The sequence below is a fragment of the Paraburkholderia bannensis genome (assembly GCF_014200455.1).
Lineage (GTDB): Bacteria > Pseudomonadota > Gammaproteobacteria > Burkholderiales > Burkholderiaceae > Paraburkholderia > Paraburkholderia bannensis_A.
Window position 1 is genome coordinate 543,195 of the sequence record NZ_JACHBW010000001.1, and the last position, 17,744, is coordinate 560,938.

Annotated in this window: 15 protein-coding genes and 1 tRNA gene; 7 read left to right on the forward strand and 9 right to left on the reverse strand. The window is 64.9% G+C overall.

Features of this window, described 5'->3' with window-relative positions:
* Positions 1-34 precede the first annotated feature (34 nt).
* Positions 35-1,096, forward strand: a complete 1,062-nt coding sequence (locus F4827_RS02535) for a hydrolase (RefSeq protein ID WP_183720031.1) — start codon at positions 35-37, stop codon at positions 1,094-1,096.
* A complete protein-coding gene (locus tag F4827_RS02540) occupies positions 1,089-1,697 on the forward strand; it encodes a DUF2946 family protein (RefSeq protein ID WP_183720028.1) in 609 nt (202 codons plus the stop codon). Before F4827_RS02535 ends, F4827_RS02540 begins: the two co-directional genes overlap by 8 nt.
* On the opposite strand, the gene F4827_RS02545 is transcribed toward F4827_RS02540, so the two are convergent.
* Positions 1,698-3,551: a M48 family metalloprotease gene (locus F4827_RS02545; RefSeq protein WP_183720025.1), complete on the reverse strand. Its 1,854-nt coding sequence runs from the start codon at positions 3,549-3,551 to the stop codon at positions 1,698-1,700. It abuts the gene before it with no gap.
* Positions 3,552-3,717: 166 nt separating this feature from the next.
* Here F4827_RS02545 and moaC point away from each other — a divergent pair, with 166 nt between their 5' ends.
* Positions 3,718-4,194, forward strand: coding sequence for a cyclic pyranopterin monophosphate synthase MoaC (moaC, locus tag F4827_RS02550; RefSeq protein WP_183720022.1), 477 nt, complete (start codon positions 3,718-3,720; stop codon positions 4,192-4,194).
* Positions 4,195-4,268: 74 nt separating this feature from the next.
* On the opposite strand, the gene F4827_RS02555 is transcribed toward moaC, so the two are convergent.
* The 8 genes from F4827_RS02555 to recA form a co-directional block, all read right to left on the reverse strand.
* Complete coding sequence (locus F4827_RS02555; RefSeq protein WP_183720019.1) at positions 4,269-6,083, reverse strand: PglL family O-oligosaccharyltransferase; 1,815 nt, start codon at positions 6,081-6,083, stop codon at positions 4,269-4,271.
* Between the two features lie 152 nt (positions 6,084-6,235).
* Entirely contained in the window at positions 6,236-6,781 is a 546-nt protein-coding gene (locus F4827_RS02560; RefSeq protein ID WP_183721302.1) for a pilin, read from the reverse strand.
* A 270-nt stretch (positions 6,782-7,051) separates the two neighbouring features.
* Entirely contained in the window at positions 7,052-7,762 is a 711-nt protein-coding gene (locus tag F4827_RS02565; RefSeq protein ID WP_183720016.1) for a TerC family protein, read from the reverse strand.
* A 181-nt stretch (positions 7,763-7,943) separates the two neighbouring features.
* Complete coding sequence (sucD, locus tag F4827_RS02570; protein ID WP_027817870.1) at positions 7,944-8,825, reverse strand: succinate--CoA ligase subunit alpha; 882 nt, start codon at positions 8,823-8,825, stop codon at positions 7,944-7,946.
* A gap of 93 nt (positions 8,826-8,918) precedes the next feature.
* Entirely contained in the window at positions 8,919-10,085 is a 1,167-nt protein-coding gene (sucC, locus tag F4827_RS02575) for an ADP-forming succinate--CoA ligase subunit beta (protein WP_183720013.1), read from the reverse strand.
* Positions 10,086-10,136: 51 nt separating this feature from the next.
* Positions 10,137-10,829 carry a DUF2889 domain-containing protein gene (locus tag F4827_RS02580; RefSeq protein ID WP_183720011.1) on the reverse strand — a complete coding sequence of 231 codons (693 nt, stop codon included), beginning with the start codon at positions 10,827-10,829 and terminating at the stop codon, positions 10,137-10,139.
* A gap of 126 nt (positions 10,830-10,955) precedes the next feature.
* The gene (recX, locus tag F4827_RS02585; protein WP_183720008.1) at positions 10,956-11,789 is read right to left on the reverse strand and encodes a recombination regulator RecX; all 834 of its coding nucleotides are present in this window, start codon (positions 11,787-11,789) and stop codon (positions 10,956-10,958) included.
* Positions 11,790-11,828: 39 nt separating this feature from the next.
* Positions 11,829-12,905, reverse strand: coding sequence for a recombinase RecA (gene recA / locus F4827_RS02590; protein ID WP_183720005.1), 1,077 nt, complete (start codon positions 12,903-12,905; stop codon positions 11,829-11,831).
* Positions 12,906-13,188: 283 nt separating this feature from the next.
* Here recA and F4827_RS02595 point away from each other — a divergent pair, with 283 nt between their 5' ends.
* The 4 genes from F4827_RS02595 to F4827_RS02610 all read left to right on the forward strand — a co-directional run bounded on the left by F4827_RS02595 (position 13,189) and on the right by F4827_RS02610 (position 17,646).
* Positions 13,189-13,965: a response regulator transcription factor gene (locus F4827_RS02595; RefSeq protein ID WP_183720002.1), complete on the forward strand. Its 777-nt coding sequence runs from the start codon at positions 13,189-13,191 to the stop codon at positions 13,963-13,965.
* 12 nt (positions 13,966-13,977) lie between these two features.
* On the forward strand, positions 13,978-15,522 hold the full coding sequence (locus F4827_RS02600) for a sensor histidine kinase (protein ID WP_183719999.1): 1,545 nt from the start codon (positions 13,978-13,980) through the stop codon (positions 15,520-15,522).
* Positions 15,523-15,806: 284 nt separating this feature from the next.
* Entirely contained in the window at positions 15,807-17,465 is a 1,659-nt protein-coding gene (locus F4827_RS02605) for an MFS transporter (RefSeq protein WP_183719996.1), read from the forward strand.
* A gap of 104 nt (positions 17,466-17,569) precedes the next feature.
* A tRNA-Met gene (locus tag F4827_RS02610) sits at positions 17,570-17,646 on the forward strand.
* The last annotated feature ends 98 nt before the right edge of the window (positions 17,647-17,744 follow it).

Below are 17,744 nucleotides of genomic sequence, written 5' to 3' on the forward strand. Positions count from 1 at the left end.
CAAGAAGTCACGCAGCTGCAAGAAGGGGACGGCCATGAGCATGACAGGCGACGAAGCAAGCAGATTCGACGCGGCACGACAGGTCGCACACGATGCCGCCGCGCCCTTCCCCACGCTGCCCGACACCACCTACCGGGCGCCGTTCTGGCTGCCCGGTGCACATATCCAGACCATCGTCCCCTCGCTGTTTTCGCGCCTGCCGATGCCGGTCTACCGGCGCGAGCGCTGGGACACACCCGACGGCGATTTCATCGAACTCGACTGGGTCGACGCGCCCGCCCGGAGCGCCGCCAACGCGCCCCTCTTCGTGCTGTTCCACGGCCTCGAAGGCAGTTCGGGCTCGCACTACGCGCGCGCACTCGCCGCCGCCGCGACCGCTCGCGGCTGGCATGCCGTGATCCCGCACTTTCGCAGCTGCAGCGGGCCGATGAACCTGCTGCCGCGCTTCTACCATCTCGCCGATGCCGCCGAAGTCGACTGGGTGCTGCGCCGCCTCGCCGCGCAGCATGCCGGGCCGCTTATCGCCGCCGGCGTGTCGCTTGGGGGCAACGTGCTGCTGCACTGGCTCGCGCAGCAGCGCGAGGACGCGCGCATCGTCAGTGCGGCCGCTGCGATTTCCGCACCGCTCGACGTGCATGCGGGCGGCAAAATGCTCGCGAGCGGCTTCGGCATGATCTATACGCGCAGCTTCCTCAAAACGCTCAAGGTCAAGGCGCTGCAAAAGCTCGACCAGTTCCCAGGCCTGTTCGACGCCGATGCCGTGCTGGCCACGCGCAATATGTACGAATTCGACGACGTCGTGACCGCGCCGCTGCACGGTTTCCAGAGCGCGCACGATTACTGGACCCGCGCGACGGTGCGCCCGAAGCTGGGCGAGATCGCCGTGCCGACGCTGCTGCTCAACGCCCGCAACGACCCGTTCCTGCCCAGCGAGGTGCTGCCCGCGCGCCACGAAGTGAGCGCCGCCGTCGAGCTGGATCAGCCCGAGGACGGCGGCCACGTCGGCTTCATGACAGGGCCGTTTCCGGGCCGCAGCAAGTGGCTCGCGCAGCGCGTGACCGACTATCTCTCGCCCCACTTGCCCACTCATGGATGACATCGTCAAGCAGGCGCTCGCGCGCTGGCCTAACGTTCCCCATTGCAGCGGCTGGCTGCGTCTCGATGCGCGCGGCCACTGGCGTCTGCGCGACGAAGCCGATCAGCTACAAGGTGCGCCCGGCACGCCGGTGCGCCACGAAGCGCTGAACGCCTTTATCAGCCGCAACTACGAGCGCGGCGCGGATGGCCAGTGGTATTTCCAGAACGGGCCGCAGCGGGTGTACGTCGAACTGGAGTACACCCCCTGGGTCGTGCGGCTCGCGAAAGCGCAGGATGGCGCGCTCGAGCTCACCGACCATACGGGCAATGCGTTCGAACCCGCCGCCGTCTATATCGATGAGCAAGGCAGTGTGCTGTTCGCGGCATCGGCGCCATCGTCGAATCCGGCGCACAGCCGGGTGGCGCTGCTGCACGACCACGATCTCGACGCGTTCTCACAACACGCCACGCTCGACGACGACGGCGAAAGCGGCACCTTCCACTGGCGCGCCGACGCCGATCTGCCGCTGCAAGCCATCGCGCGCGCGGACGTGCCTGCTCGCTTCGGCTTCGTTCAGAGCCCCGAACAAAAAGAAAAAGCAGAAAAGGCCCAGGGCTGATCAACCGCGATCTTTCTCGTCCGCGCGCTCCTGCTGGTAGCGCGCCTCGAACTCGTGCAGGCGCGCGTCGATCGTCGATAGATCGTAGAAGCCCACCGATTTCATATCGCGCGCCTCCTTCAACTGCCGGATCGCCGACGGCCACGCGCCGTCGATCGCGAACTTCTCCGCCAGCGCGCGGCGCTGCGTGAGCTGATCGCCCAGCCCCGCGCTGGACTGCGCGAGATACTGCCACCACGCGCCCTGCTGCGGCTCGGATCCGGTTTCGCGGCGTGCGAGCGTCTGCGCTTCCTTGAACCGGCGCGCAGCGATCAAAGCCTGCAGCAGGCTGTCGGTGGCCGCGTGCGAGTCCGGCCAGGCCACATGCGCGGCTTGCGCGAGGCGCACAGCGTCATCGCTGCGTCCGGCGCTGCGGGCGATGTCGACAGCGAGCACGTCGAGACTCGGCGAACTGCGCTGTTTGCTGCCATCCCCGGCCTCGAACTGCGCGAACGCTGCCCGCGCTGTGGCGAGCGCAGCCTGCGCATCGTCGTAGCGTTCGAGCTGCAACTGGGCAAAGGCGATGCCGTACCAGTTCGCCGCCACATTGAGCGCGATGCGATCGTCGATTTCGGCGCGCAGCCGCGCGATTTCATCGATATATTCGCCGCGCGTGCGGTCTTGCAGCACCCGCACACGCGCGCGCACGAAGCCGTATTCCGCCGCCTGGCGCGGCTGCCGGTAAGGCGCGCGGCGCGCGCGGTCCTGCATGTCGGCGATACGCTCGCCGGTGAGCGGGTGCGTGCGCGCATAGGCCGGCGCGCCGGCATCGCCCGTCGACGCGCGTTCGAGCCGCTCGAAGAACGCCACCATGCCCCACGGATCGTAGCCCGCGCCTGCAAGCAGCTGGAACCCCACACGGTCCGCCTCATGCTCGGCGGCGCGCGAAAAGCGCAACTGGGTATCGACGGCATACGCCTGGCTGCCCATCGCGATCGCGCTGCCCAGATCGCCGCTGCGCGCCAGCACGCCCGCAAGAATGCCGAACAGGATGCCGGCGAGCGCCGTGTAACCGGTGCGCTCGCTCTGCGAAAGCATGCGCGCGATATGCCGTTGCAGCACATGCCCCATCTCGTGACCCAGCACGGAGGCCAGCTCCGATTCGGTCTGCGTCGTCACGATCAGCCCCGTGTTCACGCCGATGAAACCGCCTGGCAGCGAAAACGCATTGATCTGGCCATCGCGCATCGCGAAGAGGTCGAAGTCGGGCCGATAGCCGCCGATGAACTGCGTGGCCGCAGACGCCGACAGCCGTGCGGCCACCGCATTGAGATAGTCGAGTACGAGCCAGTCGCCGATGTAGTCGGGATCGCGCCGGATCTCGCGCATCACGCGCTCGCCGATGCGCCGTTCGGCCTGCGGCGTGAGCGCGCCGCCCGAGCCATCGCCCAGATCGGGCAGTTGCGGCACCCAGGCAGGCGGGCGCGCTGCGGCGTTTCCGTAAGCCGCGCCGCTGACGGACTCGCTGGTCCATGACTGCGCGAAGCGGCTCTGCGCGCCGCCGTAGGTGCCGAACACGCCCTGCGCGATTGAGGCGGGAATCACCGGTTCGGCGGCGTCGTCGAGCGCGCCGCTGACGAGCGCAGGCGCGCTGGAATTGAGCGCCGTGGAAGGTGAGGAAGGTGGATTCGATGTCGATTCGATCACCGATGTCGGCCGTGCGGTTTGTGCTTTCTGGGCCGCGCCGAGTGCGAGCGTCGCTGGCGTCCTCGCAGGCGTCGTCGCCGCCCCGCCGCTCGACGCCTGCGCCCAGACTTGCGGCTCGACGGCCAGCGCGACGCACAACCAGGCAGCAAGCAGCCGTTTCGGAAGCATCGAGGTCGGTTCTGGAAAGCGAAAGTAAGATTAGACGCTGAACGGGCCGATTGTAGAGGCTGGGCTTCGATCTCGCCCCGTGCCTGCACCTGCGTTTTCAGCCTGCGCTTGCGCCCTGCGAAGCGCTGTTAAGATAAGCGCCCCCATGAAGCTGCGGAGAATCCCCATGCCCGAACTCACACATTTCGACGCCGCAGGCGACGCGCACATGGTCGACGTCGGCGACAAGGCCGAGACCAAACGCATCGCCGTGGCAAGCGGCACGATCCGCATGCTACCCGGGACCTTCGCGCTGATCCGCGACGGCAACGCAAAAAAAGGCGACGTGATCGGCGTCGCGCGCATCGCGGCGATCCAGGGCGCCAAGCGCACCTCGGACCTGATTCCGCTGTGCCATCCGCTCGCGATCACGCGCGTGAAGGTGGATTTCGTGCTCGACGAGGCGCTGCCGGGCGTGCATTGCTCGGCGCAGGTGGAAACGCTGGGCCGCACCGGCGTGGAGATGGAAGCGCTGACCGCCGTGCAGGTTGGCCTGCTGACGGTCTACGACATGTGCAAGGCGGTGGACCGCGGCATGACCATCACCGATGTGCGCGTGCTGGAGAAGCACGGCGGGAAGTCGGGGGATTGGGTGGCGGCCTGAGCCTGAAAAAAGGCGGCGTGCGCTCGCGCGCTACGCCGCCCCTGATGGTGCACGATTGCGGTTGCGCTTGAAGCTCAATCATCCGAATCGTCATCATCGTCGCTGGCCGAAGCCGGCGGATTGCCGTACTGCTTCACCAGCCCGGCCTTGAAGCCCGCGAGCGTCGGCTCGTTGTCGAGCAGGCCGTAAAGCGCCGCCAGTTGCGTCGGCCAGTCGTGCAGCTCTTGCGCGAAAATCTTCAGGCGCGCCACCGTATCGGCCGCGCCGTCCGTATTCCCCGCCAGCGCCTGCAGCACCGCGTATCGACGCAGCACCGTCTCGCCCGGCAGCAGCGCGATTGCGCGCTCGTGCGCCGCCAGCTTGGTCGCAAGGCTTGCGGCGTCCATCGGCATGAGCGTCGCCATGCCGTAGTCGCCCCAGGCACGGAACAGGAACGACGGCGCTTCGGCGTATTGCTGCGCCGGGTGCGAACCGTAGTACAGCACTTCGGAACGGTTGTAGTCGCGCAGCACCGGCCAAAGCGACACGATGCCGCCGAACACGATCAGCGTATAAGCCGCGAACGCCGCACGCGATGGCACGAAACCCAGCGGCTTCGTTTCCAGCAGGCCGAACACGAACATCGCGGGCAGCAGGAAGAACATGTACTGCTGCGGATACTCGACGAGCGCGTGCATCACCAGCGCGCCGATCAGCGCGAAACCGAAGATGCGCTCAGCCGTTTGGCGCGCACGCAGCTGCCGCACGAACCACGCGAGCAGCCCGATCAGGACGATGCCGCAGCCCACCACGCCGGTCTTGGCGAGCAGGTCGAGGAAGATGTCGTGCGAGTTGTTGGCGATCTCGACGCCACCCAGCGTGCGCGCGAGTTCGAACTGGTGGATCGGGAAGTCGCCCCAGCCTACGCCCAGCAGCGGATGCTCCTTGAACATCGTCCAGCCGTAACGCCACAGCGCGATACGCGGCGCGATCTGGCCGGCATCCTTGAAACGGTCGGCCGCCGACTGGTCGAGCTGCAACTGGTAATGCACATTGGCCCAGCGCACGAAGGCGTTCACGGCCACGAAGATCGCGAACAGCACCAGCGGCACCAGCCAGTCGCGCAGACCGGCGTTCACCGCCAGACCGCTGTCGCCGCTTTCCGCTTCGCCGCGTACGCCGCGCGTTGCCGACAGCGCCATCCACAGGCCCGCCGCCACGATCACGGCGATCTGCAGCCACGGACCGCGCGACACGGTCAGCGCCAGACCGCCTGAATAAACCGCCGACAGCACGACCCACAGCAGAAGGTTCAGGCGACGCGTCTGCACGAGATAGAGCGCGGCGGCGGTCGCGAAGGCGATGTAGGTGGCCAGGTGATTGGCCTGCGCCATATTCCCGAACGGCCGGCGGTCGAATTGCACGTTATAGGCCACCACGAGCGGCGTGACCTTCACTTCGAGGTGCAGCAGCTGGATCACCTGGCTGAACACCGCAAACAACCCGCCGATCACCAGCGCCCAGGCGCCCCAAACCATCGCCGTGCGCACAAGCTGCGCGCGCGCGATGCCATAACCCGCATGCACGGCCATGAAGGCCGCCAGCAGATAGCCCGCGCCAAGCCAGTTCATTGAAGGCTGGGCAACCGGCAGCGCAATCGTCTGCACGACGAGCAGCAGCCCGAAAGCGAGCGGCACGAGCGCGACTACGGGCGAGGCAAACTCCACCTTCGGGCGCGCGGAGCGCACCAGCAGCCAGACGCCCGCGCCCACCATCAGGTAGAGCGCGAGCGCCGTGAATTCGGCATAGAACGTCGGAATCGGATACGTGTGGTTGACGACCGCATACGGCAGGATCAGCGCAAGGGCCAGCAGAACGAACGTAAGGTAACGCGCAAAAGGAGAAGGCATGGGAAGTGGGGGCGTCGGCAACCGGCGCACTATACAAAACTTTTCCCTCCCTGTGCGGCGGCCTGGAGACTAAATCCCGACTAATTCACGAGGAAATCCGCGCGCACAGACCAAACCACGCCATGCCTTCACCGCGATCCGTCAGTTCACGCTCAGGCGCGGCACTCCGGCGGAGCGAGATTGGACGGCAGCGTCGCCGCGTCGACCGGTGACGGGCCCGCGCCTGGCGCACCCAGCGACGAAGCCGTCTTGCCGCCCGCGAAGCACTCCCAGGTGAGCGTGCCGCCCTGCACCGAACCCTGCGCGAGCGCGACGCGTGCGGTGGGCGCATCGGCGTTATCGGGCACCGAGGGCACGAGCACCAGCGTATTGCTGCCCTGCGGCGCGATGCGCGGGGTGAAAGTCACGGTGATCTGCCCGGTGGCGTCGTCGATCTGCAACGAGGACACGTTGCGCGTGCCGGGTGGCGCGGTGTAGCCCGCACCGAAGGCATTGCCGCTCGCGGCGTTTTCGGCAACAGACAGCCGCGCCGCCGATGCCAGCGCCAGCCCCTCGCCTACCCGGCTGCGCGCCAGATAGTCCTGATAGGCGGGAATGGCGTAAGCGGCAATCACGCCGACGATGGCCAGCACGATCATCAGCTCGATGAGCGTGAAGCCGGGCGAGGCCCAGCGTAGTATCGCGCGGCAAGAGCGCATGATCGACGCGGCGCGAGTGGAAAACGAGCGTAAGGGGCGCGGGCTTTCGGGGTGTTGCGAAGCTGGGCTTGAAATGGCGAGGGATACGGTCTTCATCTGGGCTCCTGAAACGAAAAACGCCTGCCCACCGGAAGGTGAACAGGCGTTTCGATCGTATCGGCGGCCCGCTTTGCGGGGCAGTCGGCCAGATGGCTTAGGCGTGGCGCTGTCAGAGCGCGGAGGTCAACGCGCAGTCAATGCGCGCAGTCAATGCGCCTAGTCAACGCCCAGTCAATGCGAAGCCTGCGCGCGCGCCGCTTGGCGACGCTTGAGCAGATGCCCGACCAGCACCACGAAGAGCGCGCCCGCCACGCACATGCCGTATTCGGCGATCGGCGTGTCGAGCAGCGGCCAGCGATCGCCGGCCGGATCGTTGACGATCAGGCCGCCCGCGATCCAGCCAAGCAGCGCCGCCCCCAGCGTGACGATCACCGGATAGCGGTCGAGTAGCCGCAGCACGAGCTGGCTGCCCCACACGATCAGCGGAATGCTCACCATCAGCCCGAAGATCACGAGCGCGAGGCGGTGCTGCGGATCGGCGGCTTCGGCGGCGCCTGCGATGGCGATGACGTTATCGAGGCTCATCACCGCATCGGCGACGATGATCGTCTTGATCGCGCCCATCAGCTTGTCGGAAGGCTTCACGTCGGCGTGCCCGGCATGCGCGGGCGCGAGCAGCCTCACGCCGATCCACAGCAGCAACAGGCCGCCCGCGAACTTGAGCAGCGGCACATTGAGCAGCACCACGGCGAAGGCGATCAGCACGACGCGCAACACGATCGCGCCCACCGTGCCCCAGAGGATGCCGCGCAGGCGTTGCTGCGCGGGCAGGTCGCGGCAGGCGAGCGCGATCACCACGGCGTTATCGCCGCCGAGCAGGATGTCGATGACAATGATCTGGATGACTGCGCCCCAGTGGAGCGTCGTGAAGAACTCGAGCATGAAGACGGGAAATTGAGCTGCGCGCATCCTGTAAAAGAGCGCGCCAAATAAAAAAGCGAGGCAGCCATGACTGGCTCCCTCGCTTTTGTTCGGAAACCTCGTGAAAGGATTCCGCAAGCATATCAAAAAACGCCGGCCGCCCGCGCATCCGTGATGCGGCGAGCGGTAGCGTATTTCGAATTTACAGCACCGACTTGAGCAGACGGCCCATTTCCGACGGGTTGCGCGTGACCTTGATGCCGCACGCGTCCATGATTTCCAGCTTCGCTTCGGCCGTATCCGCACCGCCCGAGATCAGCGCGCCGGCGTGGCCCATGCGCTTGCCCGGAGGCGCCGTGACGCCCGCGATGAAGCCGACCACCGGCTTCTTCATGTTGCCCTTGATCCACTCGGCAGCCGTCGCTTCGTCCGGGCCGCCGATTTCGCCGATCATGATCACGGCGTCCGTATCCGGATCGTCGTTGAACATCTTCATGACGTCGATGTGCTTCAGACCGTTGATCGGGTCGCCGCCGATACCGACTGCCGACGACTGGCCAAGGCCCAGCGCCGTCAGTTGGGCAACCGCTTCATACGTCAGCGTGCCCGAACGCGACACGACGCCGATGCGGCCCTTGCGGTGGATGTGACCCGGCATGATGCCGATCTTCAGCTCGTCCGGCGTGATCGTGCCGGGGCAGTTCGGGCCGAGGAGCAGCGTCTTGCGGCCTTCGCGGCGCATACGGTCCTTGACTTCGATCATGTCGCGCACGGGAATGCCTTCCGTGATGCAGATCGCCAGATCGAGGTCGGCCTCGACGGCTTCCCAGATTGCGGCGGCAGCGCCTGCCGGCGGCACGTAGATGACCGAAACGGTCGCGCCGGTGGCGTCCTTGGCTTCACGCACGTTGGCGTAAATGGGGATGCCTTCGAAGTCTTCGCCGGCCTTCTTCGGGTTCACGCCCGCGACGAACGCTTCGCGGCCGTTGGCGTACTCACGGCATGCACGGGTGTGGAACTGACCGGTCTTGCCGGTAATGCCCTGCGTGATGACCTTGGTGTCTTTGTTGATCAGAATCGACATGTATTGACCTCTGTTCGCTTGACGACATACGTCGCGTCCCCCGCTCGCATGCGGAATTCGCGCCGGTACGCCGTCATTCGTATCCGCTGAAAATTACTTGCCTTCGGCAGCCGCGACAACCTTCTGCGCAGCCTCTTCCATGCTGTCCGCCGAGATGATCGGCAGGCCCGAGTCGGCCAGCATCTTCTTGCCGAGGTCCTCGTTCGTGCCCTTCATGCGCACGACGAGCGGCACCTTCAGGTCAACGGCCTTCGAAGCCGCGATCACGCCTTCCGCGATCACGTCGCAGCGCATGATGCCGCCGAAGATGTTGACGAGAATTGCCTTCAGCTCGGGATTCGTCAGCATCAGCTTGAACGCTTCGGTGACCTTCTCGGTCGTGGCCCCGCCGCCAACGTCCAGGAAGTTCGCAGGTTCGCCGCCGAACAGCTTGATGGTGTCCATCGTCGCCATCGCCAGGCCTGCACCGTTCACCAGACAGCCGATGTTGCCGTCGAGCGAGATATAGGCGAGGTCGAACTTCGAGGCTTCGATTTCAGCCGGATCTTCTTCGTCCAGATCGCGGTACGCGACGATTTCCGGATGACGGAACAGTGCGTTGGCGTCGAAGTTGAACTTGGCGTCGAGTGCGATGACCTTGCCGTCGCCCGAAACGTTCAGCGGGTTGATTTCGGCCAGCGATGCGTCGGTTTCCCAGAAGGCCTTGTACAGACCTTGCAGGATCGCGCGCGCTTGCGGAATCGAAGCAGCCGGCACGCCGATCTTCGTGGCGAGGTCGTCAGCTTGCGAGTCGAGCAGACCGGTGTTCGGATCGACGACGATGTGGTGGATCAGTTCCGGATGCTTTTCGGCGACTTCTTCGATGTCCATGCCGCCTTCGCTCGAACCCATCAGCACGATCTTCTGGGTGACGCGATCGACGACCAGGCTGACATACAGTTCCTGCTTGATGTCGGCGCCTTCTTCGATCAGCAGGCGGTTGACCTTCTGGCCTTCCGGACCGGTCTGGTGCGTGACGAGCTGCATGCCGAGAATCTGGCTCGCGTATTCGCGGACCTGTTCCAGCGTCTTCGCCACTTTCACGCCGCCGCCCTTGCCGCGGCCACCCGCGTGAATCTGGGCCTTGACGACCCACACCGGACCGCCCAGCTCTTCAGCGGCCTTGACCGCGTCATCCACCGAAAACACCGGCAGGCCGCGCGGTACCGCGACGCCGAATTTCCGCAGGATTTCCTTACCCTGGTACTCGTGAATCTTCATGCGTGATTCCCTTCAGTCTGAGAGTTGGAGTGAACTTCGTTTCCGCTGTTGTTATTCATGCGCGACGGCGTCGGCCTTGCCATCCTGGCGTGGTCCAGTGTCCTCGCGCACGCTGGCAGGCTCCTGGCCGCGCGCTTTCGAGTGCGGCGCATGGGCATACCAGCGCGGATAAAACTGCTTGACCGCTTCTCCGTCGAACCGCAGCGCGTGGCAGCGGCCGAGCTGGAAAGGCGGACTGTCACCGGCGGCTTCGTCGCCAGCGGTCTTGCCGAGATCCGGTCCGGACGCGTCGCCCGGGTTGCTATTCGATGACACCCACACGGCTCCCACGAACGCCTGGATGGCGACCGTCGGCAACACGCCCAACATTTCTGTGAGATGCGTGCAACCCTGCGTGCCGGCGAGCAGCCGGCCCGCTTCGCGGCGGAAGTTCCGAAGGAGATTGAGCCCGATAAGGGCCCGATAGGCGGGATTGGCGTTCTGGCACTGACCGTCGTAAGGCACCCAGTCGGACGACGCTTCGGCGTCGACGACGTTGAGCTTGCGATCGATCGTGATACGAAGCCAGAGTTCATGGATCGGCAAACCATTGGGCCGGACACCAGCGGCAAGCGGCACATCACGTGGCTTGTGATCCGTCAGGCACGCGTCGATGTCCCACAGGCCGTCTTCACGCTCATAGGCGACCGCCCGGATAGCGCGCTGATGACGCAACTGGCGAGGCGCAGGCGGAGAGAGCGGCATGCTAGGTCAGACCGGTTTGGAAAACTTCTCGATTTTAGCATACCGGTTATTTGAGACAGCCACGATTCCGCAACCCCTGTAGAGGCTTGTTTCCAGACATTTTTTGATCCACGAGGATCAAAATTGCTAAAAATCGCCCTCAAAACTGTCTTCGATGCCTTTGAGGATCTTGCCGATGATCGACATCGAAAAACCGCGTGCGGCGAGAAATCGGGCCTGACGCGCACGCTCGGCGGGCGTCCCGGGCAACTGCCCGTACTTCTTCTGCCACACTGCGCGGGCGCGCGTGAGTTCCGTCTCGCGCAGTTGCGTATTCAACTCTTCAATGAGCGCTTCGCCCACCGCATGGCGCTTGAGTTCGCCGACGATACGCCCGGCGCCCAGGCGCGAAGCGCGGCGATACACGACGCTTTCGGCAAAACGCGCATCGGAAAGCCAGCCGTCGCGCTCTAACGCGTCGAGCAGCGCTTCGAGTTCGTCGGCGTCTTCGGTGTAGGTCATCAGCTTGCGCGAGAGTTCCGCGCGACTGTATTCGCGGCGCGACAGATAGCCGAGCGCGCGGCCCTTGAGCGAGCGTTCGGGGCGCTGCCGGCCGGAGGACGCGGCGGCCTTGCTCGCGGCGCGCGCGGCACGCGTAGCAGACGTGCGCTCGTAGCAATCGGTGACGGATTCGGCTTCGCCAGCGTCTTTGCTGCCATCTTTGGCGCCTTGCGCGGCAGTTCGGGCGAGATCGTGCGCGTCGAACGATTCGTCATCGTCGAAATCGTGGTGATGCATGTTTCGGGCCGCAGAATGCAAAAAGCCGCGAGCGCCTGTAGCGGCGTCGCGGCTTGGGGTACGGTGTTCAGACGATGCAGGCGATGATTCAACCCTTGATGCAAACGAACGCTCCTCCTCGCCCGTAGACGAGGATAGGGCCGCTTGCGGCGGCACCGGGGCGGAACCGCGTTTATGCATCATGGCATCGTGAGGCCGGACTGACCGGCACGCTCGCAGACTTTATTCTTCGTCAGCGACTTCGATTTCGCCAGTGGCGGTGACGCCAGCGGGCATGGCGCTCACGCCAAGCGATTCGCGAATGCGGTTTTCGATCTCGCGGGCGATATCGGCGTTTTCACGCAGGAATTCGCGTGCGTTGTCCTTGCCCTGACCAATGCGCTCGCCGTTATAGCTGTACCACGCACCGGCCTTGTCGACGATCTTGGCCTGCACGCCCAGGTCGATGACTTCGCCCTGACGCGAGATGCCTTCGCCGTAAAGAATATCGAACACGGCTTCGCGGAACGGCGGCGAGACCTTGTTCTTGACGACCTTCACGCGCGTTTCGCTGCCGATGACTTCGTCGTTCTTCTTGATCGAGCCGATACGGCGGATGTCCAGACGCACCGAGGCGTAGAACTTGAGCGCGTTACCACCCGTGGTGGTTTCCGGGTTGCCGAACATCACGCCGATCTTCATACGAATCTGGTTGATGAAGATCACCATGCAGTTCGTCTTCTTGATCGAGCCGGTGAGCTTGCGCAGCGCCTGCGACATCAGACGCGCCTGCAGACCCGGCAGCGAGTCGCCCATTTCGCCTTCGATTTCGGCCTTCGGCACCAGTGCCGCAACCGAGTCGATCACGATCATGTCGATCGAGCCCGAGCGCACCAGCGCATCGACGATTTCGAGCGCCTGCTCGCCCGTGTCCGGCTGCGAAATGAGCAGTTCCGGCACGTTCACGCCAAGCTTGGAAGCGTATTGCACGTCGAGCGCGTGTTCCGCGTCGATGAACGCCGCCGTGCCGCCGATCTTTTGCAGTTCGGCGATCACCTGGAGCGTGAGCGTGGTCTTGCCCGACGATTCCGGACCGTAGATCTCGACCACCCGGCCGCGCGGCAGGCCGCCAACGCCGAGGGCGATGTCGAGGCCGAGCGAGCCGGTGGAGACCACCTGGATGTCCTCGACCACTTCGCCGTCGCCGAGTCGCATGATCGACCCTTTGCCGAACTGCTTTTCGATCTGCGCGAGCGCGGCGGCCAGCGCCTTGCTCTTCTCAGCAGTCAGCCCAGCCGAGCCTTTCTTGCTATCTTCCATGAATCGTCCTTTGCTATGATGAACGGCGTCTGATGACGATGCACGCGGCCGCCTGCGGCACTTGAGTGGCGGATGGCGAGCGGTGCTAACGAACTCAGACACTGTATAAAAAAACAGTAGTTTTGGCAAGCACGTTTTCAACTAACGCGCGCGCCGAAACCGCGAATTTCGGAGACCGCCGTACGCCGCCCTGTCAGGCCCCAAGCCTGCGAACGCGGCGCCGGTGCTGCGAAGCGCGCCCAGCCAAGGCCCGGGACGCTTCGAAAGGCAACGCTTGCGCACCATGCGAATCCTCATTGCCGAAGACGACAGCATACTCGCGGACGGTCTGGTCCGATCACTCCGCCAATCGGGCTATGCCGTTGATCACGTGCGTACCGGCGTGGATGCCGATACCGCCTTGTCGATGCAGACTTTCGATCTGCTGATCCTCGATCTGGGCCTGCCCAAAATGCCCGGCCTGGAAGTGCTCAGACGTTTGCGCGCACGCAACTCCAACCTCCCCGTTCTGATCCTCACCGCCGCCGACAGCGTGGACGAGCGCGTCAAAGGGCTCGATCTGGGCGCCGACGACTACATGGCCAAGCCCTTCGCGCTCAACGAACTCGAAGCGCGCGTGCGCGCCCTCACGCGCCGCGGCGCGGGCGGTGGTCCGACGGTCGTGCGCCACGGCGCGCTCTCGTTCGATCAGGTCGGGCGCGTCGCACGCATCCATGACCAGGTGCTCGATCTGTCGGCGCGCGAACTGGGCGTGCTCGAAGTGCTGCTGCAGCGGCTCGGGCGGCTGGTGTCGAAGGAGCAACTGGTCGATCACCTCTGCGAATGGGGCGAGGAAGTCAGCAATAACGCGATCGAGGTCTATGTGCACCGCCTGCGCAAGAAGCTGGAGATGGGCGGCGTGCAGATCGTGACCGTGCGCGGCCTCGGCTACTGCCTGGAGAAAGAGAAGGAAGCCGTCTCACCTGCCGCACCCGCTGCACCCGCCGCGCCCGCGAATGCGGCCCATGCGGAACCCCAAACCACGGCGCCCGTCATGCCGTCCAGCCACTACTTCAAATAGCCGGGCGCAACAATGGCCGATCCGGCTCTCGACGACGAAGCGCGGGACGCCCGCTACGCCAATCCCTTCGCCCCGCCCGACGAAGCCGAAGCCGCCGCCGAAGCGCGCCCGCGTTCGCTCTTCGGCGAAATCCTCGACTGGATGCTCGCCCCGCTGCTGCTGCTCTGGCCGATGAGCATCGCGGTCACCTATCTGGTCGCCAAATCGATCGCCAACGGGCCGTTCGACCGCGCGCTGGAAACCGATGCCTACGTGCTCGCGCGGCAGATCCACCCGGTCAACGGCGTGGCCGAACTGACCCTGCCCGACTCCACGCGCGACTTCCTGCGCGCCGATAACGTCGACAATGTCTATTACCAGGTGCTCGGCAGCCGCGGCGAACTGGTAGGCGGCGACCGCGACATGCCGCTGCCGCGCGACGACGATCGCCCCTCGCCCGGCCTCGTCGAATTCCGCGACGATACGCTGCACGGCATCGACATCCGCGTGGCCTATACGACGGTCGAGCCGCCGCATCTCGCGGGTTCGCAGGCCGTGCTCGTACAGGTGGCGGAGACGCTCGACAAGCGCCGCGCGCTCGCCAACGACATCATCAAAGGCGTGATCCTGCCGCAGTTCGTGATCCTGCCGCTCGCGATCCTGCTGGTGTGGTTCGGCCTGTCGCGCGGGCTCGCGCCGCTGCACGCGCTGCAGTCGAATATCCGCATGCGCCGCCCCGACGATCTTTCGCCGCTGGAGGCGCGCCGCGCGCCGCCCGAAATCGAGCCGCTCGTGACCTCGTTCAACGACCTGCTCACGCGGCTCGAACAGAACATGGAGCTGCAAAAGCGCTTTATCGCCGATGCCGCACATCAGATGAAGACGCCGCTCGCGGGCCTGCGCACCCAGGCCGAACTCGCGCTGCGTCAGGATGCGCCGCCCGAGGTGCATCGTTCGCTCGAACAGATCGCGATGAGCTCCGAACACGCGGCGCGGCTCGTCACGCAACTGCTGGCGCTGGCACGCGCCGAAAACCGCATGTCGGGGCAGGTTTTCACGCCCGTCGATGTCACCGAAGTCGCACGTCATGCGGTGCGCGACTGGGTGCAGCCCGCGCTCGCGCGACAGATGGACCTGGGCTACGAAGGCCCCGACGAAACCAGTCCGCAAGACACGCAAGACGCCGACGTCCCGTCAGCGGCGGTGATCGTCGAGGGCAATCCGGTGATGCTGCGCGAGATGCTGTCGAACCTGATCGACAACGCGATCCGCTACACGCCGCCGGGCGGCCGCATCACCGTGCGCGTGCGGCCTGAAACCGTTGCGCGCCTGGTCCATCTGGAAGTGGAAGACACGGGCATCGGCATTCCTGTGGCAGAGCGCGAGCGCGTGCAGGAGCGCTTTTATCGCATCCTGGGCCGCGACGGCGAAGGCAGCGGCCTCGGTCTGGCGATCGTGCGCGAGATCGCGACCATGCACGGCGGCACGCTCGTCATCGACGATCACGTTTATCAGGAAGCGCCCCGCCTGGCGGGAACGCTGGTGCGCGTGACGTTGCGCCTGCGTCCATCAAACTGACACCCATGAGCCAGAACTGACGCGAAAGTCGTCAGAAACTGACATGGGACTTTCCCTTAGCGGCGCGCATCGCACCTGCGCCACCTCAACACAATCAAGACAATTAATAGAAACTTGAGCGACGTTATTAAGTCATTGAGCGAACTTGCAAGCATCACGGGCCTTGAGCGCAGTTTGCCTAACGCGCCCTCCGACGTCAGAACCCCGTAAGTTTCCATTCCAATAATGCTGCGCAGGACCGCATCGAATGCGGGCCCACACGCACATCAAAATTGGAGACACATATGGCAACCGTTGGCGGACAAGTCTCGCACGCGCCGATGACCCGCGACGAAAAACGCGTGATCTTCGCGTCGTCGCTCGGTACGGTGTTCGAGTGGTACGACTTCTATCTGGCCGGCTCGCTCGCGGCCTTCATCAGCAAGAGCTTCTTCTCCGGCGTCAATCCCACCGCGGGCTTCATCTTCACGCTGCTCGGCTTCGCGGCAGGCTTCGCGGTGCGTCCATTCGGCGCGATCGTGTTCGGGCGTCTGGGCGACCTGGTGGGCCGCAAGCACACGTTCCTCGTCACCATCGTCATCATGGGTCTGTCGACTTTCGTGGTCGGCTTTTTGCCTGGCTACGCGTCGATCGGCATCGCCGCGCCGGTGATCTTCATCCTGATGCGACTGCTGCAGGGCCTCGCGCTCGGCGGCGAGTACGGCGGCGCGGCCACCTACGTCGCGGAACATGCACCGCCCGGACGCCGCGGCTTCTACACCGCGTGGATCCAGACGACCGCCACGCTCGGCCTGTTTTTGTCGCTGCTCGTGATTCTTGGCGTGCGCACGACAGTGGGCGAAGAAGCGTTCGGCGCCTGGGCCTGGCGCGTGCCCTTCGTCGCTTCGATCCTGCTGCTTGCGGTGTCGGTGTGGATTCGCCTGCAACTCCATGAGTCGCCGGCTTTCGAGCGCATCAAGGCCGAAGGCAAGGTGTCGAAGGCGCCGCTCTCCGAAGCATTCGGCCAGTGGAAGAACCTGAAGGTCGTGATCCTCGCGCTGATCGGCGTGACGGCGGGCCAGGCCGTGGTCTGGTACACGGGCCAGTTCTACGCGCTGTTCTTCCTCACGCAGACGCTCAAGGTGGATGGCGCGAGCGCCAACATCCTGATCGCGCTGGCGCTGTTGATCGGCACGCCGTTCTTCCTGTTCTTCGGTTCGCTGTCGGACAAGATCGGCCGCAAGCCCATCATCATGGCCGGCTGCCTGATCGCGGCGCTCGCCTACTTCCCGCTCTTCAAGGCGCTCACGCACTATGCGAACCCGGCGCTCGAAGCCGCGACCGCGCGTGCGCCGATCGTCGTGATCGCCAACCCCGACGAATGCTCGTTCCAGTTCAACCCGGTCGGCACCTCGAAGTTCACCTCGTCGTGCGATATCGCCAAGAGCGCGCTGTCGAAGGCCGGCCTGAACTATTCGAACGTGGCCGCGCCCGCGGGCACGCTCGCGCAGATCAAGGTGGGCGACACGACCATCGACACCTATAACGGCAAGGCGCCAGGCGCGAAGGAGGCAGGCGCGGCGTTCGACAAGACGCTCTCGGGCGCATTGAAGAGTGCGGGTTATCCGCTCAAGGCCGATCCCGCGCAGCTGAACTGGCCGATGACGGTGGTGATCCTTACCATCCTCGTGATCTTCGTGACGATGGTGTACGGGCCGATCGCGGCGATGCTGGTGGAGATGTTCCCGACGCGCATCCGCTATACGTCGATGTCGCTGCCCTATCACATCGGCAATGGCTGGTTCGGCGGCTTCCTGCCCGCGACGGCGTTCGCGATCGTGGCGGCGCGCGGCGATATCTACTCGGGGCTCTGGTATCCGATCATCATCGCGCTGGCGACCTTCGTGATCGGCATGCTGTTCGTGAAGGAGACGAAGGATTCGGATATCTATTCGCAGGATTGAGCGGGTTGATGGGGCTTGATGGGGCGGCAGCTCCGGTTTCCTGAAAAAGTTTTGCCAAAGCGCTTGACAGGGTATCGGGAGCCATCCATAATCTTGCTTCTCAAGGCGAATTAGCTCAGCCGGTTAGAGCGACGGAATCATAATCCGCAGGTCCGGGGTTCGAATCCCTGATTCGCCACCAAATGCAAAAGCCGCTGTTTCGAAAGAAACAGCGGCTTTTTCTATTGCTCGCGCGCTTGCGGCAAGCAAGCGGCGCGAATCCTCGCGCCGCACCGCGCT